The sequence below is a fragment of the Chloroflexus islandicus genome (genome assembly GCF_001650695.1).
Lineage (GTDB): Bacteria > Chloroflexota > Chloroflexia > Chloroflexales > Chloroflexaceae > Chloroflexus > Chloroflexus islandicus.
Map to the genome: position 1 here is coordinate 48,683 of NZ_LWQS01000037.1, position 23,554 is coordinate 72,236.

Here is a 23,554-nt window from a genome sequence, read left to right on the forward strand (position 1 = left end):
CTTGTGATAGGTCGAACAAATTTCGTTACCGGCAAGGAGTGTTTCGCTATGGCTCGCACTGTTCCCGCCACCGAACCAAAACTGGAAAAATCACCGCTCGAAAAATTTGTGGTTTTGTTAATTGTGCTGTTACCCTTCCTTGGCACCATCTACGCGATGGTCATGCTCTGGCAGCAGTATGTTGATTGGCTCGATGTCACCTTGATGCTCGGGTTGTACGTTATTTCCGGTCTCGGCATCACCATCGGCTTTCACCGCATGCTCACCCACAAGAGCTTTGAAACTTCGCGCCCGCTGAAGGCGCTCTTTTTGATTATGGGGTGTATGGCGCTAGAAGGCGACCCGATTTCGTGGGCTTCGACCCACATCCAGCACCATGCCCATTCCGACGACGAAGAGGATCCGCATAGCCCGCTCGAAGGCTTGTGGCATTCGCACGTGGGCTGGCTGTTCACCCACAAAAATAACATCGAAATGTACGGCAAGTGGCTGCTGAAGGATCCAACCATCGTCTGGGTGAGCAAAACGTGGTATCTGTGGGCGGCGCTCGGCATTCTGATCCCGACCCTGATCGCGGGGTGGAGCGGCCTGATCTGGGGCGGTTTGGTGCGGATCTTCCTCACCCACCATATCACGTGGAGCGTGAATTCGATTTGCCATACCTTTGGCCGCCGCGACTACAACACGCGCGATGCGAGCCGCAACAACTTCATCGTCGGCTTGCTCGCCTTCGGCGAAGGCTGGCACAATAATCACCACGCCTTCCCCCGCTCGGCCTTCCACGGCCTGCGCTGGTGGCAGATCGATATCTCGGCCTATATCATCCGCGCCCTTGAGAAGGTGGGGCTGGTGTGGAACGTGTACCGCGTGAAGCCGGAAGATATGCACAAGCGCCAAGCGACGCCGGCCTTGCACGAGGTGATGGGCGATTAGTTGGGCAGTTGCGCTACGACTATGGAGTGCGGCAGTCAAACTGCCGCACGTCTCCTGTGCAATCCCATTAAGAAAAACAAGAAGCTACGACTATGGAGTGCGGCAGTCAAACTGCCGCACTCCATATCGTTCGCTCAGATAAGCAAGCTCTCTTGCTTCCCTCCTCCCGTTCCTAGTTGACGAAGAGCGCCATCGGCGTTACCATATTCAGTATCATTTCACGCCGGCAAATGAAGACGATCGGGCAACGTTGCCCACGGCTGGCCGGGCGCAATCACTCTGTTGAAGATATATGCGACGAGTATGCCCGACGCCACCATTCCGCTTGTTGGCCAACCGCCATTTGAACAGTACACCTTAACTGGCGCTTACGACGAGATGTTTGCGCCAGACGGCAGCGTGCGTCCGGCGTATGCTGAATTGGCCCGCCGCCTCAGCGCGCTGAGCCGGGAAGAATTGCAGCAGCGACAACGCTACGCTGATCTGACCTTCCTCAATCAGGGGATTACCTTTACGGTCTATGGCAACGAATCCGGTACCGAACGGGTCTTCCCCTACGACCTGATACCCCGCATCATCACCGCTGACGAATGGCAGCAGATCGAGCGCGGTTTAAGCCAGCGCATTATCGCGCTCAATCACTTCTTGCGCGATATTTACCACGATCAGCAGATTCTGCGCGATGGCGTCATTCCCCGCGAGCTGGTCTACAGTTGCCGCCATTACCGGCGCGAGATGCGCGGCTTGCCCGTCCCGCGCGGCGTCTACACTGCAATTGTCGGTACCGATCTGGTGCGTTTGCCCGATGGCCAGTTCGTGGTGCTCGAAGATAATCTGCGCGTGCCGAGCGGCGTCAGCTATATGCTGACCAACCGGGCAGTGATGAAACGCGCCTTTCCGCGCCTGTTCGGCGCGCATGGGGTGCGCCCGATCGACCATTACGGGCAGGCGTTGCTTGCCACCTTGCGCGCCTTGGCCCCCGACCACCGGCCTGAACCAACGATTGCGTTGCTCACCCCCGGCGTCTTTAATTCAGCCTACTTTGAACACACCTTCCTTGCCCGCCAGATGGGGATCGAGCTGGTCGAAGGGCGCGACCTGCTCGCCCACGATAATGTGGTCTATATGCGCACCACCGGCGGCTTGCGGCGGGTTGACGTGATCTACCGCCGGATCGATGACGATTTTCTCGACCCGATGGTCTTCCGGCCTGATTCGGTACTCGGCGTGCCCGGCTTGCTCAATGCCTACCGCGCCGGCAACGTCGTGCTGGCCAACGCGATTGGCACCGGCGTCGCCGATGATAAGGCGATCTATGCCTATGTGCCGGCGATCATTCGCTATTACCTCGGCGAAGAACCGATCTTGCCCAATGTGCCGACCTATCTGTGCGACCGGCCAGACGAACGCACGTATGTGCTCGAACACTTGGATGAATTGGTGGTCAAGGCAGTCGGTGAGTCGGGCGGCTACGATATGCTGATCGGCCCGCACAGCACCCGCGAGCAGCAAGCTCAATTCGCCGAACGCATCCGTGCCAATCCGCGCAACTATATCGCGCAGCCGACCCTGCAACTCTCGTGCGCGCCGTGTTTTATCGATGGCATGATCGAACCGCGCCACGTCGATCTGCGCCCGTTCATCCTCTTCGACGGCGAGGCCACCACGATTGTGCCCGGCGGGTTGACCCGCGTTGCCCTCCGGCGCGGTTCGCTGGTGGTCAATTCGTCGCAAGGCGGCGGTAGTAAGGATACGTGGGTGTTGTATTGATACTATCCGGCAGGATCATCTATGCTCTCACGAGTTGCTGACAGTCTCTATTGGATGAGCCGTTACCTTGAGCGCACCGAGCATACGGCGCGCCTGATCGGGGTTGGCCTCACCCAGATCCTCGATCAGACGCCGCAGGCGATTGCGCCGCGCTGGGGCCGGCTGCTCGCCGCGCTGCACGTCGAACCGCCAGAGACCGGTCTCGACGATCCGCAGGCTATCACCCGCCTGCTCACTACCGACGCCGCTAACCCTGCTTCACTGGTGTCGTGCATCACGTTGGCGCGCGAAAATGCCCGCCAAGTGCGCGAGCAGATCAGCTCGGAGATGTGGGAGCACATTAACCAGCTCTACCTGCGCATGCGCGCCGCAACCATCGAGCAGATCTGGCACGACGAGCCGGTCGAGTTTTATCAGATGGTCAAAGAGCGGTTGCACCTCATCCAAGGCATTACCGACGCCACCATGAACCACGGCGAGGGTTGGCGCTTCATTCAAGTCGGACGCTATCTCGAACGGATCTGGGCCACCACCTTGCTGCTCGAAGTCTTCTTTCAGCCCTACCTCAACGGTGAAGAGAGCGCCATTGACTCGATCGACTGGGTGGTGCTGCTCAAAAGTTGTACCGCCTTCGAGGCGTATTGCAAAGTCTACACTGCCGATGTGCAACCGGCCCAGATTGCTGAATTTCTCTTGTTGAACGCTGAAAGCCCGCGCTCGATCCGGTTTGCCGCCGACCAACTGCAAGATAGTCTCGAACAGATCTCGCAACTTGCCGGCGGACGCCACGCCGGTAGGGCCGAGCGGCTGGCGGGCCGGTTGCGCGCTCAACTTGATTATGGGCAAGTCGATGAGATCATTGCCGGTGATTTGCCGCTGTTCTTGCGGCAGATCCGGCAGCAATGCACCGCCATTCACGAAGCGATCTATCAAGCGTATATTACCTATCCGATCGAGCAGGCGCTACTCCGGTAGCGCACTGTTGGAGCGCTGAGCCGGCGTCACCCTATGTACTATTCGATCCTGCATAAGACGCGCTTTCGCTATAGCGCGCCGGTCACCGAAAGCCAGACCGAAGTGCGGATGTGTCCCCGTAATGAGGGAACGCAGCGTCTGATCGAGTTCCGCCTCACCACCGCCCCGTTCGCGCGCATTAATCACTACCACGACTGGCTCGGCAACGAAGTCTACCACTTCGATGTCGCGGCGGCCCACCGGCAATTGCTGATCATCGCCGAATCCATCGTCCAACTCACACCGCCGCCGCCACTGCCCGACCGGCTCGATGGCACCGCATGGCTGGCGCTCGATCAGCTATCTACCGATGACGAGTTCTGGGATTTCTTGATGCCCAGTCACTTCATCCAAACCACGCCGGCCTTGATCGATCTATCCCGTGAAATTGGCGCTGAACGCCGATCCGATCCGCTGACCTTGCTGCGCGAGATCAATCATAGCATTGCCCAAACCTTTGCTTACGCGCCACAAACCACGCGCGTCGACTCGCCGATTGACGAGGCGCTGTTGGCCCGCAAAGGGGTATGCCAAGACTTCGCCCACATTATGATTGCGCTCGTGCGGCGGATCGGCATTCCGTGCCGGTACGTCAGCGGCTACCTCTTCCATCGCACCGAAGACCACGACCGTTCGGAAGAAGACGCCACCCATGCATGGGTGGAGGCGTATTTGCCGGAAGTAGGATGGGTCGGCTTCGACCCGACTAACAACCTCATCGCCGGCGAACGCCATATCCGGGTGGCAATTGGCCGCGACTACGCCGACGTGCCGCCGACCCGCGGCATCTATCGCGGCCAAGCGACTAGCCAGCTCGAAGTCGGGGTAAAGGTGGTGCCAACCGCCGTCCACATCGACGAAACCGAAGTGTTGCCCCAAATCACCACCGCCTCCGTCCAAGCCGAATTACAACAACAGTAGGGGCACACAGCAGTGCGCCCTCCGTAGCGGCACACCGTGGTGTGCAGCACGCCCCCGCACGTCCTCCGTAGCGGCACACTGCGGTGTGCCTGTGCCCTCGCGGTGTGCCGTGCCTACCTTCTTCAAGGGCGGACAGTCCGGCACCCGGCCCTGAAGGGCCGGGCTAGGCTTACGAAGCCCGCGTAGCGGGCTGATGCCCCCACACCTTGCCCCTCTCCCACTAGCGCGTTCAAGGGCGGTCAGTCCGGCACCCGGCCCTGAAGGGCCGGGCTAAGCTTACAAAGCCCGCTGCGCGGGCTGATGCCCTCACCCCTTGCCCCGCTCCCACTAGCGCGTTCAAGGGCGGTCAGTCCGGCACCCGGCCCTGAAGGGCCGGGCTAAGCTTACAAAGCCCGCTGCGCGGGCTGATGCCCTCACCCCTTGTCCCTCCCCCGCTGGGGGAGGGGTGATGGGGAGTGCAGCACCGGGCTTTGAGACATCGCACAGCGATCTCCGGTTGTGATCGGTCAAACGTTCTGTCTGTCCCTCAACTGGCGCGGGAGAGGGGAGTGTGGTGCGCCTCACGATGCACTCTGCAACACAAACACCGTCTTGCGGTACAATAGATAACATGAACGTCTTGCTCATCTCCACCTACGAACTTGGCCACCAACCGTTGAGCCTCGCCTCGCCCGCGGCATGGTTGCGGCGGGCCGGCGCTGCCGTGACCTGCGTTGATGCCAGTGTGTCGCCGTTGACCGCGGCAATGGCGGCTGAAGCCGGGTTGATTGCTCTTTCAGTGCCTATGCACACCGCCACCCGGCTGGCGCTCGAACTGTTACCACGTCTGCGCGCTGCCGCCCCCAATGCCTTTATCGTTTGCTACGGCCTCTACGCACCGCTCAACGCGGCGATGCTGCGCGCTGCCGGCGCTGATTGCTGCCTCGGCGGCGAAGTCGAAGAACTGCTCACCACGATCTGGCAACGCTTGGCCGCCGGCGAACGTCCACCCGCCGTTGACGCCATCGCGCTCAACCGGCTCGATCTCGTTCCGCCCGATCGCAGCGGGTTGCCGCCGCTCAACCGGTACGCCACCTTAATCAACGGCGCTGAAACGCGCCTCGCCGGCTACACCGAAACGACCCGCGGCTGCAAACACCTCTGCCGCCATTGCCCGGTCGTGCCGGTCTACAATGGCCGCTTCCGCGTCGTGCCCCGCGAAACGGTACTGGCCGACATCCGCGCCCAAGTGGCTGCCGGCGCGCGCCACATTACCTTTGGCGACCCCGATTTTCTCAACGGCCCCGGCCACGTCTTGCCGATCGTGCGCGCGATGCACGCCGAGTTCCCTGACCTGACCTACGATGTGACGATCAAGGTCGAGCACATTCTGCGCTACGCCCATCTGCTGCCAGAACTGCGCGCCACCGGCTGCATCATGGCGGTCAGCGCCGTCGAAGCGCTCGATGACGAGATTCTGGCCCGCTTTGACAAACGCCACACCCGCGCCGATGTCGCCCGCGCCGTCGCGCTGCTGCGCGCCAATGACATTGCCCTCAACGCGACGTTTGTCGCGTTTACGCCGTGGACAACCCGCCAAATCTATCGCGATCTGTTGCTGGGAATCGCCGAATTGGGGTTGATCGAAAGCGTCGCGCCGGTGCAGTATGGCCTGCGCCTGCTCATCCCCGCCGGCTCGCGCCTGCTCGAACTGCCCGACGTGCGCGCGCTGGTCAGGCCATTCGACCCCGCCGGCTTGGTCTATCCGTGGCGCCACCCCGACCCAGCGATGGACACGTTGCAGCAGGCCGTGCTCGAATTGGCCCAATGCGGCGACCATTGCGGCATGTCGCGCACTGCCTTCTACCAGCGCCTGCTCGATCTGTGCGATCAGGTGATCGGGCCGGGGCCGCGCCCGGCTACCCTCCCGCCATCCTTGCCTATCCCCCGCCTCAGCGAACCGTGGTACTGCTGCGCCGAGCCGAATAATCAGCAATTGGCGGCCCGGTATTTGTGAGGTGGCGGGGTGATATTGGTGCATTGAACATCAATGTAATGTGAGCGAGGAGAGTAGGTAATTCGTACTATTCTTTGCTATAGCAAGGGTAATTAGATAAACCCCAGCATGCACGTTGGCTTCTGTCATTGCAAGGGTGGGCAAGCACTCCTCAGTACGCACGTTGGCTTCTGTCATTGCAAGGGTGGGCAAGCACCCCTCAGTACGCACGTTGGCTTCTGTCATTGCGAGGGTGGACAGGCACACCGCAATGCGGTGTGCCGGCCACCCGAAGCAATCTCCCCCGACAGCGCACATCATGCCTGTACGGGATCGATTGTCCACAATGCAAAATCCTGTTCGTAACACTCTTAAACAGAAGTATTGTCATTTTAGCCTTGAATAGAGCTATTCGCCCACCAGCATACACTTATTCATATTTTTTCGAGCAACTGGATATAACTTAGCTTGGAAAAACAAAGATACTTGGTGCTTACGCACCCTTCCAAAACCGCATTTGGCGATTTTCAGACGCCGCTGGAGCTAGCGCGAGCAGTTTGTGGGCTGATTGCGCAGACCGGATTCGATCCTGCTTCAATTCTGGAACCAACGTGTGGGATAGGGACATTTCTGCAAGCAGCGTTAGAAACGTTTCCTAACGCGCGTCGCGTGCTCGGTTTTGAGCTAAACCCGCACTATGTGTCACAGGCGCAACACGTTTACGCCAAGATACGTTCACAAGCACGGGTTGAAATCCATCAAGCTAATTTCTTTCTCACCGATTGGCAGGCACTTATTGCCACATTGTCTGAGCCAATGCTCGTGATCGGAAATCCGCCATGGGTGACCAATTCGGCATTGAGCACGCTAAACAGCGCAAATACGCCGGTGAAAGCGAATCTTGACCATCTGCGCGGCATTGATGCGCTCACCGGTAAAAGCAATTTTGACATCTCAGAATGGATGTTGCGCAAAAACCTTGAATGGCTGGATGGCAAGCACGGCATGCTGGCTGTGCTGTGCAAAACGACCGTCGCGCGTAAAGTGCTCGCGTATGCTTGGCAACGCGGGATGCGAATCGCATCGGCATCGCTGTATCACTTCGATTCGCGCGCATATTTCGGCGTCGCAGTTGACGCTTGCCTGCTGCTTGTGCATAGCCATCCTGCCGGCAACAGTCAGCAATGCGCCGTTTTCTCAACCCTTCAGACACACTATCCCGCTCGTGTGTTTGGTTGGCAAGATGGGGTCATAGTAGCTGATCTTGCCTTGTATCAGAAGTGGCGCGCTCTGTTCGGCACTGGTCTGAAAGGCTGGCGTTCAGGGATCAAGCACGATAGCAGCCAGCTCTTTGAACTGCGGGTTGAGCATGGCAAGCTCATCAATGGCTTGGGTGAGGTCGTTGATCTTGAACCTGACGTGCTCTTCCCATTGCTGAAAAGTTCTGATCTCGCCGCACGCCGGCAACCACGTCTATGGATGGTTGTCCCCCAACAAACCATGAGCGATGATCCAAGCCGTCTTCAGGTCGATGCCCCGAAAACGTGGCATTATCTGACCACCCACGCGGATTTGCTCGATAAACGTAAGAGTTCGATATATAAAAATCGTCCCCGTTTCTCGATTTTTGGCGTGGGATCGTACTCGTTTGCTCCTTGGAAGATCGCCATCTCTGGCTTATATAAAAACTCGAATTTGTTAGGGTACCACCTTACCAAGGGTGTCCGGTGGTTTTTGATGATACTTGCTATTTCTTTCCGTGCGACTCTGAAGAGGAGTGCGATCTCTTGTACGAACTCGTGATGTCCGATCCGGCGCAAGAGTTTTGGTCTGCCTTGATTTTCTGGGATGCCAAGCGTCCCATCACTGCGCAGTCGCTCAATTCGCTCAATCTGTTGGCGTTGGCCCAAATCTTGGGCAAAGAGAGTGCTACCGCCCGCGCTTTAGCCGAACGGCAGGTGGTAGAATACATGACAGGGAACTATCAACGGCTGCTTTTTTAAACGCAATTGCATCGTATGCCACCCACCCGCCCGCACCTATTACTCCTCACCACGCCATCGTCGTACCGGTTGCCGGCTTTTCTGGCCGCCGCCGAGCGGATCGGTGCGCAGGCGACGGTCGCCGAAGATACGCCGCCGGCCTTGGCCCGCCCGTTGCCGGGACGTTTGCTGATTGACTTCAGCGATCAGCCGGCTGCACTGCGCGCCATCCGTGCGTTGCACGCCGGCCAGCCGCTCACCGCGATTCTGCCGGTTGATGATAGCGGGGTTGAGTTAGCGGCGCTGGCTTGCGCCGAACTCGGCCTGCCGTTCAACCGGCCCGAAGCTGCCGCTGCCGCGCGCGACAAGCACCTGATGCGCCAACTCTTTGCTCGCGCTGGCGTGCCCTCGCCTGCATTTCGCCTCTGCACCACCGCCGATGACCTCACCACGCTAGCCCAAACCGTTCCCTTCCCCTGCGTGGTCAAACCGCTGCGGCTCAACGGTAGTCGTGGCGTGATCCGGGCCGATAACCCCGACCAATTCGTCGCCGCCGCGCGCCGGTTGGCGGCGCTGCTTGACCGGGTCGAGGGGCCGGGAACGCACGAGTTTCTGGTCGAGGAGTTTGTGCCGGGGTTTGAAGTGGCGCTAGAGGGGTTGATCGACCGCGGGCAGGTGCAGGTGTTGGCGCTGTTCGACAAGCCCGATCCGCTCGACGGGCCGTTCTTTGAAGAGACGATCTACGTCACGCCGTCACGCTTGCCGGCAGCGACCCAAGCCGCGATTTGCGACGTGACGGCGGCGGCGGCGCGAGCGGTTGGTCTCGAACAGGGGCCACTGCACGCCGAGTTGCGTATCAACGACCGTGGGCCGTGGATGATCGAGCTGGCCAATCGCAGCATTGGCGGTCTGTGTTCGCGCACGTTACGGTTCGGCGCCGATGCGCCGCTCGAAGAGTTGATCTTGCGCCAAGCCGCCGGTTTGCCGATCGAGTCGCTCAGCCGGGCCGGCCAAGCCGGCGGCGTGATGATGATCCCAATTCCGCAGGCCGGCATCTTGCGCGGGGTCTCCGGGGTGGAAGCGGCGCAAACGATTCCCAGCATCGAGTCAATCGAAATCACTGCCCCGCTCAATTACCCGTTAACCCCGCTGCCCGAAGGCGATAGCTACCTCGGCTTCATCTTCGCTCGCGGCCCCGATCCGGCCACGGTTGAAGCGGCATTGCGCGCCGCCCATGCCCAGTTGCGGTTTACGATTGTGCCGGCGATTACGTTGATGGCGCAGTAGAGACGCACGGCTGTGCGTCTCTACTGCGCCCCGTTATTTACGGCGGGGGCCGCCTTTGGCCGGCGCGGCGGATGGCGGAGTCCACCCTTCGGGCATACGCGCATTCTCACCGAAGAAGAACTCCTCCATCGCCTTCATCAGGATTTGTTGCGCGTTGGGGTCGCCAAGACTGAGACCATAATGATTGATAATCAGCGTCGCTTGCTGCGGCCACAGCCGCCACGCCTGCGCCGAGACCTGCTCGTAGATGCGCTGGCCGAGCGGGCCGGGGAACGGCGGCTGATCGAGGCCGGGCAGTTCACGACCGAGCTTGACACAATTCACCATGCGCGGCATAGGGTTTTCTTTCTTTCAAACCAGCGTGATACCATCTTCATTATACCCGAAAGAAAAGGTCGGCCATGCGAATCGTGCTCTTTGCCATGCCGGGGCCGATGGCCTTGCCCATCGTGCAACGCTTGCTGGAATTGCCGGTGGATGTGGTGGGATTGGTTCACCCGGCGCCACTGGGTCTGCCGGCGCTGACCCGCCTGCCACCGGCCACGCCAACCACCCGCCAAGAGGTGGTAACGCCAGCGAATCTGGCGACCCTCGCTGACCGGGCCGGCATCCCGCGCTGGGCCGTCGGGCGGGCCGGTCTGCCGGCGCTGGCCGGGCAGCTTGCTGCGCAACCGATCGATCTGGCGCTGGTCGCCTGCTGGCCGTGGCGCATTCTGGCTGACCTGCTGCGTCTACCGCAGCACGGCTTCCTGAACGTGCATCCCTCGCCGTTGCCCGCCCTGCGCGGGCCGGAGCCGCTCTTCTGGGCGCTGCGATTGGGATGGATGCGCACAGCAATGACGCTGCACCTCATGGACGAAGCACTTGATCACGGGCCAATTGTGCGGCAGGAATGGTTTGAGTTACCACTCGGTGAACGGCTGAGCGCGATTGAGACGCTCGCCGGACGGGTTGCCGCGCAGATGCTGCCAGCGGCGTTGGCCGATCTCGCCACCGCGGGTTGGCAACCACAGCCACAACCGGCTGGCGGGAGCTACTACCCCGCACCGCAAGCCGCCGACTTCACCTTCACCGCTGATTGGCCAGTCCAACGCGCATTCGCGTTCGTGCGCGCCGTCGCCGAATGGGGCCAACCGTTCACCTTCATCACGGCTGATGGCCAAACCATTGTCATCGCTGACGCTACTGCCTACTTGGCCGGCGAACAGCAAGCAAGGCCGATCGTTACCAGCAACGACCAAATCGCTTTACAACTGCACGATGGAATACTGCTAACGAAACCTGCTTCACGATCGCAATTCTCAGCGGTTGTACGATTAACTCATTTTTAATATTTGTCAATCCGGTCACGATGGTGATACAATGCGCAACGAGTTTGCACAAGGCAGCGCCGAATGATCCATGCCTGTGCTTACCTAAGTCTCACTTTGCAACCAAGGCAACCCGACGTCACGGAGATATTGGAATGTCCAGCCCTCAACCACCTACCATCGCTCCCACCGAACACGCCAGCACAATGATTGCCCAGTGGCGGCTGCAGATTCTCAACAATCTACTCTGGGTACTGGTTGTGCTTGGCGGTCTGGCGCTGGTCGTCGGATCGTGGTCAGACTATAACGCGATGGGTGAACGGGCGCTTCCTTATATCGCCATCTATGCTATTGCCTATGTGTTAGTTGTATCTGCGGCCGCCCTCCGCCAGCTTAGCCTGACCATCCGTGCCATTTTCGTGCTCACGATTTTAGGCGCGATGGCGACCTTTCTGCTGATCTTCTTTGGTCTCACTGGCAGCGGGCGTTTGCTCTGGATCGGCGTGGTCATGCTGGCGCTGGTGTATTTTGGCAGCCGGGGCGGGATCAGTGCGTTAGCAATATCGCTCGTAACAATGATCATTACCGCCGCCATCTATGTCTCTGGCAACGCCACCTTTGTAACGGCAGAAAACCTCGCGGTACAAGACACCATTTCTGATTGGGTTGGCGCCACGGTCGTCTACCTCGCCACCGCATCGCTTGCCCTCTTGCCATTCTTGTATCTGTTGCGGCGCATGGAAGGGCTGGCGTTGCAAGCCACGGCTGAAGCGGCCCGCGCGCGGATGCATGCCCAACAGGTTGAGGCATCTGCCGCCCAACTCGAACAGCAAACGGCGCAATTGCAGGCCACCGAACAGATGCTGCGCAATCTGGTGCAGTCACTTGAAACACCCACGGTTGAGATCGGGCGCGATGTGTTGCTGGCGCCGGTCGTCGGCCAGATTGATAGCCAACGCGCCGAACTGTTGTTGAAGCGGCTGCTTGATGTGGTCAGCGCGCGCCGGGTGCGCATGGTCGTGATCGATGTCGCTGGTGTGCCGGCCTTTGACACTATGGCCGCGCAAAGTTTGATTCAAACCGTCCAAGCGCTGCGCTTGATCGGGTGTGAAACGGTGATCACCGGCATTTCCCCCACCACCGCTCAAACCATCACCACGCTCGGCATTGACATGAACACCATCGCTACTGCCCGCTCGCCGCAAGAGGTGCTGGTGCGCGTCGCGGTGTAGCACGCGCCGATAGGAGATTTTTGCTGAATTTTTGGCCAAGCGCGCAACTTTTGCCCTCCTCGCGCGGTTTCCATGATGAGAGGATTGCTGTGCGAGGAGATTATTATGCGCCGCCGAACCCCGCTCTTGGCTCTGCTCATGCTGATCATTGTTTGGCCAGTATTGGCAGCCGCTCACGCCATCCCCCCAACTCCGCCCGCTGCCCCGCCTCGCCTCATTCTCGGCGTCGAGCAGATCTCGGCCACAGCATGGGCGCTGTTGGTTGGTTGCCCCGTTCATCCGCACGATCTGCACGTGTGGGCGGAAGCAGCGCCGCCACAGCGCCCGCAAACCCTCACCGCACTGGCGCCGGGGCGCTGGCGCGCACAATTCGACGGCGCATTGCCAACGTCAGCGATCGTGTACGGCTGCGGCCAAAGCGCCGCGCTCGTCATTGCCGCACCACTACTGCCGCAATGGCTGAACATCCTGTTCGGCATCGGTGTCGTTGCCGCAGTATTGCTCGGCGCAAGGATCATCCGCCGTCCCCGCCACACCGTGACGTCTCGATCCCAGTTACCGGCTACGAGCGTATGGCAAGCCTCTATTACCGACGAACAGGGCGAACGTGCGATCGCCCTCCCTACTGGCATGCTCACCGCCGGCAGTGATCCGGCCTGCCATCTTATCGTCTTGGGATCAGATATTGCCCTGCGCCATGCGCATCTCATCCTGACCGCGGAACAGGCCCACATCGTCGATCTCGCCAGCCCTTCCGGCGTCTTTTGCGGCCCCGTCCGGCGGCGGTTACGCCCGCACACGCCAACACCGGTTGGCGACGAGGATATCTGGCTCGGCGCCACGGTGCGCTTGCGGCTGGTCAAAAACCGAGGGGAATGAACGCAACAAACCAACTGAAGTGCGGCAGTGTGACTGCCGCACTCTATCCATCGAGTGAGGTATGGTCTACCAACGTGGGCTTACGCTACCCGCCGGCTGGCGCCGAGAAAGACCGGAGGGCGCACACGCAGCATTAAGCCAAGATCAACCAAAATATGAATGAAGATCACCGTCCAGATATCTTGATACAGATAAAAACAGAGGCTCCACCCCAAGACCAGCGCCATCTCGGCCAGCGGGCGCAATTTGCGGATGCGCATCGCTTGCGGCGAATCGTCGAGATGGGGCGGCAGGTATTGCAGCCAAAACATGCCATGAATCACACCGCCATAAATGACGAAGGCGGTAAACCCGATCGCGAAACCGAGCGGCCCCGCCAGATTTGGCCAGAACTGCATCGCGATCCCGTCGCCGATCCACGCGCCAATGCGATACACGATCGCAAAGGCAAACGTCTCGATCACGCCATTGCCGATACTGAAAATCACGGTCGGCCCCCACAAGAATGGACGGCCATCGTGACGCGCAACCAGCACATACAAGACTTGACTAAAGGCAAAACTCACCAGCAAGAACACCACGAACCACGGGTTCGCCAAGGTCGCAGGCACATTCCAACTCTTCAGCCAATCACCCAGCAAGGGGATGCCTATGACCAACGAGATGAGCCAGTAGAGCAAGATGTACTGATCTAGACGACTGAGGGCGCGTTGTTCGGTCAGCTCGTACTCCATAATGATCGTGCTCCACGTGTTTTTGATTGCCATGTACAAGTGTTGTTTATATGAAATATCTTACCACATCCAAGAGCGCTTGCCTAGAGGAAAAGTGAACAAATTGGGGCGTAGATGTGTGCATTTCTAGCTCGTTCTCTGCCGCTCGCTTATGACAGCACACGAAATCATTCCTGTTCCGCCGATATGGTACTATCATTGGGGCGCTGAGCATTACAGCCCTGACGCCAACATTGGAAATTGCTTCGATCCTAACGCGGTAAGCATGGTTGCAAGTCACATGCGGAAGCTGTGAATAACGTTTTGCTGATCGTTCCCTTTTCATTGCGCACCGCCGCAGTTGGCGAGGCAATCTCCACCGGAAAGCAAACGCATGCTCTTGAGGTTGCCAATCGCTAGGTTCAACCGTTGACACACTTGGCGCGTTATACTCGTGCAATGATCGAGCGTAAGGGTGGAAGCGCAGAAGTTTGGCTGCGACGTTTGTTTGATGTAGCCCTCACGCTTCCGGCAACGATTGCGGCAGGGCCAGAATCAACGTGGCCGAGATACCTTTCCCGCGCCCGCGCCAGAACAGTTGAGGGGCGGACAGAACATGTGGTCGATGACAGCCGTTGAGCACGGTGCAATGCCTCAAAGCGTAGCTCTACCCTCCCCTCTCCTGCGCCAGTGGGAGAGAGGCAGGGGGTGAGGGTCGGCAGCCCGCATAGCGGGCTTCGTAACCCTAGCCCGGCCCTTCAGGGCCGGGTTCCAGATCAGATGTTCTGTCCGACCTTGAGCGCCAGTGGGAGAGGGGCAGGAGGTGAAGGCAAACCGGCATATCGCAACACTATCACCCGTATCTGCACTCATACGTTCTGTCCGCCCTTGAACCAGAACAGTGCAGGGCCACGGACAAACAGGCCGAACCGGTTTCAGATTGATGTAAGGAGACGGCAGTGCGATTGGTCAGCTTCATCCCGCCCGCTGGATCCACAGCGCGAGCCGGTGTCTTGCTCGGCGATGCGATCATCGATTTAGCAGCGGCGGCAGCATTGATCAGCGAGGAGGCCGCCGCAGCGCAGTGGGATATGCTCTCGCTGTTGCGGGGCGATCACCCTGATGCCACCATCGCTGCCGCCGCCGATATTGTACAGGCGGTAATCAATGTCATGGGAGGCGCCGATCCGTCCGAAGCACCGCTCGGCGAGTTCAATTGGCACGAGGGATTGACCATTGGCGATACGGCGCTGGTGATCCCGGCCACCCAAGTGCGCCTTGTCGCCCCCTTGCCGCAGGCGGTTTCGTTGCGCGAGTTTGATGCACTCGCCGATGAGCACACGGTGATGATGCGCCGAGCGGCTGGATATTGGGTTGGCGACCGCAACTGGCCCGCGTTTCGTTTTGCCAGCCATACTACCATCCTCGGCCCCGACGAACCGATCGAGCTGCCAATGACCGAACCGCTCGATTGCGGCATGGCGCTCGGATGCGTGATCGGACGGGCCGGGCGTGATATTATGCCGGAAGATGCCGATGCGTACATTGCCGGTTATCTGTTGGTCAATGCGTGGACAATCCGCGATCCGTTGGCCGCATCACTCCGCCCGCGCGATCGCGCCACTTCGCTTGGCCCGTGGCTGGTAACGCCCGACGAGCTGGAATACTACCGCGATGACGATGGCCGGCTGATGCTGGAGTTGCGGCTGCGGCTGAACGGGCGTGAGCTTGCTCGCGCCAATACGGCGCTCATGCGGTGGTCGTTCGCCGAGCTGATCGCATTCGCCAGCCGTGATACGATGCTCTACCCCGGCGAGGTGATCGTCAGTGGCGTCGCCACCGGCGGCTGCCTGCTTGATCTGCACGGCGATGATGGCCCATGGCTGCGCGCCGGCGATGAGGTGGTGATCGAATGTGCTGAGCTGGGGCAGTTGCGCTCACCCGTTGGGCTAGGGTTAGAGTTAGAGTAACGCATCCATACCGCACTAAGCGCGCAGAGCAGGCTGTTGCTGCCAGTGCGTCGCTTCGCGCTCGGTATCGCTCTCGCAATCGCGGGGGATAGCGTCACCGCAATCGATCGCAGAACATGCCTGTTGCACGAGGCATAGCGGCGCACTGCAACCAAGCAACGAGCGGCTAGCCATAGCGCCACTTGCCAGCTTGCCCGCCATCTGGTATAGTCCGCCCCGGTTATGGAAAAGAACGAGTACACAACAATGGCAGCGGTTGAGCTGCAACACTGGTGGTACGGCGGCATGCGCGCCATCAATGCCGCTATGCTTGACCGTGTGTTTGGCGGACGTCGCGATCTGCGCATCCTCGACGCTGGCTGCGGCACCGGTGGCGACGCGCTGTTTTTGCGTCGCTACGGCACAGTGGTTGGGCTTGATCTCGCCACCGAAGCGCTCACGCTCGCGCGTGGGCGCATTCCGGGCCGGTTGGCGCGCGGGTCAGTGCTGCAACTGCCATTTGCCGATCACAGCTTTGATCTCGTCACATCGTTCGATGTGTTGTATCATCGGGCTGTGATCGACGAGCGGCAAGCGCTAGCCGAAGTACGGCGGGTCTTGCGCCGTGATGGCCGGCTGCTCATCCGGTTGCCGGCCTACGAATGGCTGCGCTCGCGCCATGATCGCCAAGTCCATACCCGCCACCGGTACACGGCTGGCGAAGTCGCGCGGTTGCTGCGTGAAAACGGCTTTACCGTCGAACAGCTTACCTACGCGCTGACGCTGCTCTTCCCAATCTCGGCAGCGGTGCGGCTGCTTGAGCGGGTGTTGCCGGAACCGCAGACTGAGTCGGCGATGGAGTTGCCTTCTCGCCCGGTCAATGCTGCGTTACGCTTGCCAATGATGCTCGAAGCGGCGTACATTGCGCGTGGCGGGAAATGGCCGTTTGGATTGTCAATCGTTGCGCTGGCGCGGGTCTAACGTGATCGCGATCACTGCCGCATCATCGCGACCGGTATCATCACTCCGGCTGTGGCAAGGGTTGCTGTGGGGATTGCCTCCCTCGCTACGGATGGATGATCGTCGTATCCACATCGACATTCCGCCGGCGATGGCCCAGCTTAGGCACCCATTGCCGGCGCCTCATTGGAAGACTGGTTAACTATGATGCTGAATCCTGTCCTCAACCGCTTAAGCGCCACGCCTGAATTGTGGAACCGGCTGCGCTGGTTGGTCGAAGCCGGCTTTACCGGCGAACATCTGGCCATTGCCCGCGAGCTACGACCGTGGCACGGCGACCACCGCCGGTTTCTCGATCTCGGCTGCGGCACCGGCGAGTTCGCAGCCGACTTTCCACCGCATCGCTATGTCGGCATTGACCCATCGCTCACTTATATCCGTTTTGCGGTTCAACGCCGGCCGGGAACGTACCTTGCCGCTAGCGGCGATGCGCTGCCGTTCACCGATCAGACCTTTGACGCCGGCCTGATCCTCGGCGTGTTGCACCATCTACCCGATAGCACTGCCCGCGCCGTGATGCGCGAAGTCTACCGGGTGATGCGGCCGGGGGCCACGGTACTGGTGATGGAAGATACGCCGCCGCCACCCGGCCAAAACCCGCTCGGCCACCTGATGCATGCGCTTGATCGCGGTGGCTATATCCGGCACGATGCCGATTATCAGGCGATGTTCGGCGATGGCTTTGACATCGCCCGCAACTATCACCTCCGCTCTGGCATTTGCGATTATGCCGTGTATGTGCTCCGCCGGCGACCATGATGATGAAACCGTTATTCGCTGTCTCAACCAAAGTGCGCACTATGCTGCTGGTTCTCGCCCTATTGATCACGGCCAGCGCCCTCACCGTGACGGGTGAGGTGTTGCTCAAGATCGGCATTAACCACGTCACCACTCACGTTGGCGCCTTCTCGCTCGAACCGCGGGTGCTGTGGGCGACGTTCACTGACTGGCGCGTTATTCTCGGCTTTGCCCTCGTCTTTGGCGGAGCCATCTTCTGGCTGGGCGTCATTTCGCGGGTAGACCTTTCCTTTGCGTACCCGTTATTGGCGCTCAATTACGTGATCATTCTGATCCCCTCGCGAATCTTGCTCAACGAGCCAATCACGATGATCCGCCTCGTTGGCGCACTGATCATTGTGATCGGCGTAATTGTGATTACATGGGGCAGCGGTAAGTCGTGACTCTGGCGCACACCTTAGCTGATCCGCGCAGGGCATTGGCAACGCGATTGCGCCACGATTGGCGGCCTGCACTCTTGCTGCTGGCGCTCGTCCTGATTGGCTGCGGTCTGGCGTACCAAACCCCGCTCAGCGTCCACCTCGCCGTTGGCGGCGATCCGCTTACCCGCCGGCGGGAAGACGATGCGCCGTTCTTGCAGATGGTGCATGCGGCTGAACCGGCATTGCCGGCGGTGGCGGCATGGTGGGAATTACCCGGCGCTGCCGATCCCTACCGCTGGACGCAACCAGAGAGTGTGATTAGTCTACCGGGTTTGGGAGGCGGATATTGGTTGGTTACAGTACGCGCACAGGGCGGGCGGCCCGACGGCGCGCCAACCGCTACCGCGTGGCAAGCCGGCGCATTGCCGCCGGTGGCATTTGAACTGCCGGCAGCGCCGAGCCGTCGCTATACGCTGCTCGTCCCCGCCGACGGAACGGTACGGCTGGTGATGCGGAGCGATGCGTTCCAAGCGGCCGGCGATCCGCGCGCGTTGGGTTTTGTCTTACGCAGTACCCACGTCCAGACGATCGGCGGCTGGCGCGCGCCGGATTGGGGCCAGCTCGGCTGGATTGGGCTGACCCTCGCGGCGGCGTGGTTGTGGAGCCACACGGCGGCGCTTCCGCCACGATGGGCGCTGAGTGTGATCAGCCTCGGCGGCGGCGCCGCGATCGCGGCGATTGCGCTGTCGCGACCGGCCTTTGCGCTGCTGACGCCAATTCTGGCGGCGCTGAGCGCCGGCGCAACCGCTATCAACGTGGGCCTCGCGCTGCGCTGGCCGCAGCAATTGGCGTGGCGACAAGCAATTGGGCTGGCACTGCTCGCTCTCATTGTGCGCTTGGCCGGTTTGCTCCACCCGCATGCGATCAGCAGCGACGCCGGCTTTCACGCGAATAACCTCTTGCGGTTCGGTCTTGGTCACGCCTTTCTCACCGCTGGCTTGCCCGCCGAAGCCGGCGGGGGCGCAGCGCCGTATCCAGCCGGGTTTTACCTCATAGCCCTCCCCTTCCAGATCCTGTTTGGCGACGATTTTGCCGCGCGCCGGCTCTTAGTGACGATCGTGGCCGCTGCGCTTGATAGTCTCTTCTGTGTGGCAATCTGGTGGTGGGTGCGGCAAGCCGGATTCGGGCAGCGAGCCGCACTCTTAAGCGCCGCTTGCTACCTCTCTGCCACCCAATCGCTCGAAGCGTTGGCAATTGGCGAGCTGGCCAACGTCGGCGGGCAAGCCCTGATCTTGCCGGCGTTGCTTGGGCTTAGTATGGGCGCAGCGTCCCACAGCAGCCACCGGCTGGCGTTGAGCGGATTGGCGCTCGCGATTGCCGCCGGTTTGATGGCCCATTCCGGCGTGACGCTCGGCTTTGGCTTACTGATCGGCTGGGCATGGTTGTTGGCATGGCGGCAGCCAGCGGCAATCGTCACCCCGGCCCGCCTCTTCATCGCTGCTGCCGGTGGGATTGCGTTAGCCCTGATCGTGATGTACACCACACCAGTGTACCTCGAACTGATCAGCGGGCGTGGCGGCCAAGGCGCGAGCGGCGGCCAAGCGCCCATGCAGATCATTACCGAAACCATCCTTGCCCTGTCCGGCTGGCAACCGCCACAACGGCGCGGATTGCCGGCGCCACTAGGTTTAGCGCTGGCCAATCTAGCCGGCCTTTGGATCATCTGGCGCACCCAGCAACCAACGACCACCGCGCTGCGCTGGCTGCTCGGCGCATGGTGGGGCGGCGCGCTCAGCGGTCTTGGCCTGCTCCTCATCGCCGACCAAGGGTTACGCTGGATGCTCTTCCTCTACCCGGCGCTGTGCATACCAGCAGGGATTGCGCTTGACCGGCTAGCGGCGCACGCCAGATGGGGCCGGGTTGCCGCCGCTGCGTGGCTGATGGCAATTATTGGGCAGGGCGCCATCCTGTGGGTTGGGCAGATTAGGGATTACCTGCATTGAACAGCGGGTTTGAAACTGCTGGCGATCGTGACGGGCGGGCGGGCCGCCCGCACTCCGTGGGAAGGAGCGCGGGCCGCTGGCCCGCGCAAGCGCGTTGCAAGAGGCACTGTCCCCACCCCCAGCCTCCCCCGCTGGGGGTGGGGCATCCCTCACCCCAGCCGCTCGCGTGCTGGTGCAGAAGAGGGATCCCGCGGGGGTGCGGGCCAACAGCCCGCGCAGCGGGCTTCGTAACCCTAGCCCGGCCCTTCAGGGCCGGGCGCCCTGCACCGCTACCGGCGGGCGAGCCGCCCGCACTCCGTGGGAAGGAACGCGGGCCGCTGGCCCGCGAACGCCCGTTGCAAGAAGACTGCCCCCACCCCCAACCCCTCCGGAGGGGCATCCCGCAACCCCAGCCCCGCTCGCTCGCTAGTGCGGAAGAGGGATCCCGCAGGGGTGCGAGCCAACAACCCACGCAGCGCGCAATTTCGCATCAGAAACGCTGTTCGTTGTGTGGTTGGGGTGTGAGGGCCAGCAACCTGCGCAGCGGTCGGGCTGCCAGCACTCCGTATCACAGCGCGTAAGGGCGGGTTTGCAACCCGCCCTTACGCTCGTTGCGATGATGCAGCAACCCGCTGCTACTCTTTGGCAATATCGCGCACCACGTCCGTCACTGACAGCACACCGATCGGGCGCAGGCCCTTTTCGCCCGGTTCGACGACCACCACCCGATGGATCCGGCGTTCCATCATCAGGCGACTGGCATGCTGCAGCGTGTCTTGGGGTGTCACCGAGACCACATCGGTAATCATAATATGGCCAGCCGTCAAACCGCGCCAATGCTTCCAGTACTGTTCGTACAGGCGTGCATTCACCAGATCGGTACGCGAGACCAAGCCGACCATATACCCTTCATCATCAACGACCACCAGTGCGCTGATGTCTTGTTCCGACATCTGACGGGCGACATCTTGGATCGGGGTCTCGCGCCGGCAGGTCAACACACCAACATGCATCACCTCGCCAACCGTCCGCTCCATGGGGCCTTCCTTTCACGACACAAAGATTCCGCAAACAGTCATGATTGCCATAGTGTAATCAATCTGACACATCGCGTCAATATGGAATGTGGTCTTGTACCTTGCATCATATCGATACGAGTCACAACCTACAAGCATTTGCACAGGCTGTCCCTTCATGCTAGAATCACCCTATCGTAAGTGATGCGTTCATCAGTCATCGGGTAGATGTATGTCAGAGCCAACGACCAATCAGCGCCAACCTGCCCTGCCCGGCCTTGATGCCGAAGCGACGGCCGTGGTCGGCATCGGTTTGGGCTTGACCGGGCTTGCCCTTGGGCTACGGCCACGGCTGGCGCCGGCAACCTTGGCGCTCACGGCCTTGGCAGCGGCGCTCTTCCGCAATCCGCGTCGCATCCCGCCCGATGAATCACGCACCGTCTTTGCGATTGCCGATGGTCGCATCCAAGGGGTGCGCGAAGTCTATGAACATCGCTTCGTCCACAGTGATTGTCTCCGCCTTACCACGGTGATCGGCCCGCTTGATGTGCCGATCTGCCGCGCTCCGGTCGCCGGGAGGGTCGCGTACATCGAGCAGGTGAGAGGTGATTACCGCCCGTTGCGCGATCCGCAAGCCCCAGAACGCAACCAACGCCTCTACATCGGCATCGAGACCGCTTGGGGGCCGTTGTTACTCTCCATTATTGCCGCCCCACTAGGGCGCTGGTTGCGCTGCGAGACAACCCAAGGTGCAACCCTTGCCGCTGGCACTCGCATCGCTAGTGTCCGGTTTGGCGGGCAAGTTGATCTCTACATCCAGCGTGATGTGATCGAACCACAGGTGACGCCGGGTGATCGCACGCTCGCCGGGCAGAGCCGGCTCGGTGCCGTGGTAGCCTGAGCGCATGCGCATGATCAGCCCATTTACCCTCTTGTTTGAAGAGGAACCCAACCACGGCCCCGGTTTGCCGGCAGAGCTGCGCGCCATCTACAGCGGCGATTGGCGACTGCCAGCGATTCCTGCCCATCGCCCCGCCGTATGGACGAACTTTGTCATCTCGCACGATGGCCGGATCGCATTCAACCAGCCGGGGTGGAACGGCGGCAATGCGATCAGCCGCAATAGCCGTCATGACCACTGGTTGATGGAACTGGTGCGCGCTCGCGCCGACGCGATCCTCGCCGGCGCCGCAACCCTGCGCGCCGCCCGCCGCCACCGTTGGGCAGCGGGGGAATTAATTGATTGGCCGGCTTTTGCCGCCTTGCGCGCCAGTGAAGAACGACCACCGCTACCAGCACTGGTAATCCTCTCGGCAACCGGTGATGTACCGGCAGCGACTGCGCTGACTTTGCCGCGATCACTCTTTCTCATCACCACCGCGCACGGCGCCGAGCGCGCGCTCGCCACCCACCCCCAGCTCACGTGTCTGGTTGGCGCCGACGGCCAGATCGATCTGCCCGCTGCCTTCGCTACGCTGCGCCAACGCTACGGCATTCGCACCCTGCTCAGCGAAGGAGGCGGGCGCACCTACGGCACTCTGCTCTTGACCCAACTTATTGATGAAGTCTTTCTGACCCTGAGCCCCATCATTGTGGGCAATCCATCCCCACCGGCGCCACCCCGCCCCGGCTTGGTCGAAGGCGTAGGGTTTGCCCCGCAGCATCCGCCGCGTCTCCGCCTGATCAGTCTCCGGCGCGCCGGCGATATGCTCTTCCAGCGCGCGCAATTGCACTTTGCAACGGCTGCCGAAACGGTATAATAGAGCGCAGGCTGGCACGGGAGACGAGCGATTGCATGGCAAACGAAGAACAACGCCTAATCAGCGCGGCGCAAGCGGGCGACCTCGAGGCATTTAACCAGATTGTGCGGCTGTACGAGACGCGCGTCTACAACCTCTGTTATCGCATGTTGGGTGATGCCGATGCAGCCGCTGATGCCACCCAAGACGCTTTTATCGCTGCTTTTCGCAATGTGCGCAACTTTCGCGGCGGCGTATTCAAAGCATGGTTGCTGCGGATTGCCACGAACGCCTGCTACGATGTCCTGCGCACGCGCAAACGACGACCAGCGGTTTCGCTTGATAGCGCGGACAACGAAGACGACAACACCCGCACCGAAGCGCCCGATCCGGGTGAGAGCCTCGATGATATGGTGGTACGGCAAGAATTGAGCGCCGCTATCCAACAAGGGTTAGCCGAACTCCCGGAAGACCAGCGCATTGTTATTATCCTGAGCGATATTCAGGGCTTAGCCTATGAGGAGATTGCGCAGATTACCGGGGTGCAATTGGGTACGGTGAAATCGCGGTTGAGCCGGGCGCGGGCCAAATTGCGCGATATCTTGCGCGCCGGGGAACTCTTGCCGGCCAAATTCCGTCTAGATGATGAGTCAGACAAATCAAAATGATACC

At 60.7% G+C, this 23,554-nt stretch carries 23 protein-coding genes; 20 read left to right on the forward strand and 3 right to left on the reverse strand.

Annotation, left to right across the window (positions count from 1 at the left end; all coding sequences use genetic code 11):
- Window positions 1-48: 48 nt before the first annotated feature.
- The 8 genes from A6A03_RS04140 (at window position 49) to A6A03_RS04170 (ending at window position 9,882) form a co-directional block, all read left to right on the forward strand.
- On the forward strand, window positions 49-933 hold the full coding sequence (locus tag A6A03_RS04140; RefSeq protein WP_066783835.1) for an acyl-CoA desaturase: 885 nt from the start codon (window positions 49-51) through the stop codon (window positions 931-933).
- 303 nt (window positions 934-1,236) lie between these two features.
- A complete protein-coding gene (locus A6A03_RS04145; RefSeq protein WP_066783836.1) occupies window positions 1,237-2,703 on the forward strand; it encodes a circularly permuted type 2 ATP-grasp protein in 1,467 nt (488 codons plus the stop codon).
- Between the two features lie 21 nt (window positions 2,704-2,724).
- Entirely contained in the window at window positions 2,725-3,678 is a 954-nt protein-coding gene (locus tag A6A03_RS04150; RefSeq protein WP_066783837.1) for an alpha-E domain-containing protein, read from the forward strand.
- A gap of 33 nt (window positions 3,679-3,711) precedes the next feature.
- Window positions 3,712-4,638 carry a transglutaminase family protein gene (locus A6A03_RS04155; RefSeq protein ID WP_066783838.1) on the forward strand — a complete coding sequence of 309 codons (927 nt, stop codon included), beginning with the start codon at window positions 3,712-3,714 and terminating at the stop codon, window positions 4,636-4,638.
- 610 nt (window positions 4,639-5,248) lie between these two features.
- Window positions 5,249-6,634 carry a CUAEP/CCAEP-tail radical SAM (seleno)protein gene (locus A6A03_RS04160; RefSeq protein ID WP_066783839.1) on the forward strand — a complete coding sequence of 462 codons (1,386 nt, stop codon included), beginning with the start codon at window positions 5,249-5,251 and terminating at the stop codon, window positions 6,632-6,634.
- A gap of 468 nt (window positions 6,635-7,102) precedes the next feature.
- Window positions 7,103-8,416: a class I SAM-dependent methyltransferase gene (locus tag A6A03_RS04165; protein WP_216636337.1), complete on the forward strand. Its 1,314-nt coding sequence runs from the start codon at window positions 7,103-7,105 to the stop codon at window positions 8,414-8,416.
- Window positions 8,401-8,616, forward strand: a complete 216-nt coding sequence (locus A6A03_RS20730) for a hypothetical protein (protein ID WP_216636338.1) — start codon at window positions 8,401-8,403, stop codon at window positions 8,614-8,616. Before A6A03_RS04165 ends, A6A03_RS20730 begins: the two co-directional genes overlap by 16 nt.
- A gap of 15 nt (window positions 8,617-8,631) precedes the next feature.
- Entirely contained in the window at window positions 8,632-9,882 is a 1,251-nt protein-coding gene (locus tag A6A03_RS04170; RefSeq protein ID WP_066783840.1) for an ATP-grasp domain-containing protein, read from the forward strand.
- A 33-nt stretch (window positions 9,883-9,915) separates the two neighbouring features.
- Here A6A03_RS04170 and A6A03_RS04175 read toward each other — a convergent pair whose 3' ends face one another.
- Window positions 9,916-10,218: an oxidative damage protection protein gene (locus A6A03_RS04175; protein WP_066783841.1), complete on the reverse strand. Its 303-nt coding sequence runs from the start codon at window positions 10,216-10,218 to the stop codon at window positions 9,916-9,918.
- A 65-nt stretch (window positions 10,219-10,283) separates the two neighbouring features.
- Between A6A03_RS04175 and A6A03_RS04180 the strand changes: the two genes are divergently transcribed.
- The 3 genes from A6A03_RS04180 to A6A03_RS04190 all read left to right on the forward strand — a co-directional run bounded on the left by A6A03_RS04180 (window position 10,284) and on the right by A6A03_RS04190 (window position 13,303).
- Complete coding sequence (locus tag A6A03_RS04180) at window positions 10,284-11,213, forward strand: methionyl-tRNA formyltransferase (protein WP_066783843.1); 930 nt, start codon at window positions 10,284-10,286, stop codon at window positions 11,211-11,213.
- A 134-nt stretch (window positions 11,214-11,347) separates the two neighbouring features.
- A complete protein-coding gene (locus tag A6A03_RS04185) occupies window positions 11,348-12,424 on the forward strand; it encodes an STAS domain-containing protein (RefSeq protein WP_066783845.1) in 1,077 nt (358 codons plus the stop codon).
- Between the two features lie 105 nt (window positions 12,425-12,529).
- Complete coding sequence (locus tag A6A03_RS04190; protein WP_066783847.1) at window positions 12,530-13,303, forward strand: FHA domain-containing protein; 774 nt, start codon at window positions 12,530-12,532, stop codon at window positions 13,301-13,303.
- An 80-nt stretch (window positions 13,304-13,383) separates the two neighbouring features.
- Here the strand turns inward: A6A03_RS04190 and A6A03_RS04195 are convergent, their stop codons facing one another.
- Window positions 13,384-14,070 (reverse strand): hypothetical protein, encoded by a 687-nt coding sequence (locus A6A03_RS04195; RefSeq protein WP_245668821.1) that lies wholly within the window; start codon window positions 14,068-14,070, stop codon window positions 13,384-13,386.
- A gap of 905 nt (window positions 14,071-14,975) precedes the next feature.
- Between A6A03_RS04195 and A6A03_RS04200 the strand changes: the two genes are divergently transcribed.
- The 6 genes from A6A03_RS04200 (at window position 14,976) to A6A03_RS04225 (ending at window position 20,148) form a co-directional block, all read left to right on the forward strand.
- Window positions 14,976-15,986, forward strand: a complete 1,011-nt coding sequence (locus A6A03_RS04200) for a fumarylacetoacetate hydrolase family protein (RefSeq protein ID WP_066783849.1) — start codon at window positions 14,976-14,978, stop codon at window positions 15,984-15,986.
- A 246-nt stretch (window positions 15,987-16,232) separates the two neighbouring features.
- Complete coding sequence (locus A6A03_RS04210) at window positions 16,233-16,946, forward strand: class I SAM-dependent methyltransferase (RefSeq protein WP_245668823.1); 714 nt, start codon at window positions 16,233-16,235, stop codon at window positions 16,944-16,946.
- Window position 16,947: 1 nt separating this feature from the next.
- The gene (locus A6A03_RS20275) at window positions 16,948-17,127 is read left to right on the forward strand and encodes a hypothetical protein (RefSeq protein WP_156525258.1); all 180 of its coding nucleotides are present in this window, start codon (window positions 16,948-16,950) and stop codon (window positions 17,125-17,127) included.
- 2 nt (window positions 17,128-17,129) lie between these two features.
- Complete coding sequence (locus tag A6A03_RS04215) at window positions 17,130-17,744, forward strand: class I SAM-dependent methyltransferase (RefSeq protein ID WP_066783853.1); 615 nt, start codon at window positions 17,130-17,132, stop codon at window positions 17,742-17,744.
- Window positions 17,745-17,785: 41 nt separating this feature from the next.
- Window positions 17,786-18,166 (forward strand): EamA family transporter, encoded by a 381-nt coding sequence (locus A6A03_RS04220; RefSeq protein WP_245668825.1) that lies wholly within the window; start codon window positions 17,786-17,788, stop codon window positions 18,164-18,166.
- Window positions 18,163-20,148, forward strand: coding sequence for a hypothetical protein (locus A6A03_RS04225; protein ID WP_245668826.1), 1,986 nt, complete (start codon window positions 18,163-18,165; stop codon window positions 20,146-20,148). Before A6A03_RS04220 ends, A6A03_RS04225 begins: the two co-directional genes overlap by 4 nt.
- A gap of 614 nt (window positions 20,149-20,762) precedes the next feature.
- Here A6A03_RS04225 and A6A03_RS04230 read toward each other — a convergent pair.
- Entirely contained in the window at window positions 20,763-21,164 is a 402-nt protein-coding gene (locus A6A03_RS04230; protein WP_066783856.1) for a CBS domain-containing protein, read from the reverse strand.
- Window positions 21,165-21,375: 211 nt separating this feature from the next.
- On the opposite strand from A6A03_RS04230, the gene A6A03_RS04235 reads away from it, so the two are divergent.
- Genes A6A03_RS04235 through A6A03_RS04245 form a run of 3 tightly spaced genes read left to right on the forward strand, consistent with a single transcriptional unit; the run spans window position 21,376 to window position 23,550 of the window.
- On the forward strand, window positions 21,376-22,044 hold the full coding sequence (locus tag A6A03_RS04235) for a phosphatidylserine decarboxylase (protein WP_066783857.1): 669 nt from the start codon (window positions 21,376-21,378) through the stop codon (window positions 22,042-22,044).
- Between the two features lie 10 nt (window positions 22,045-22,054).
- Window positions 22,055-22,903: a RibD family protein gene (locus A6A03_RS04240; protein ID WP_066783892.1), complete on the forward strand. Its 849-nt coding sequence runs from the start codon at window positions 22,055-22,057 to the stop codon at window positions 22,901-22,903.
- A 35-nt stretch (window positions 22,904-22,938) separates the two neighbouring features.
- On the forward strand, window positions 22,939-23,550 hold the full coding sequence (locus A6A03_RS04245; RefSeq protein ID WP_066783858.1) for a sigma-70 family RNA polymerase sigma factor: 612 nt from the start codon (window positions 22,939-22,941) through the stop codon (window positions 23,548-23,550).
- Window positions 23,551-23,554 lie beyond the last annotated feature (4 nt).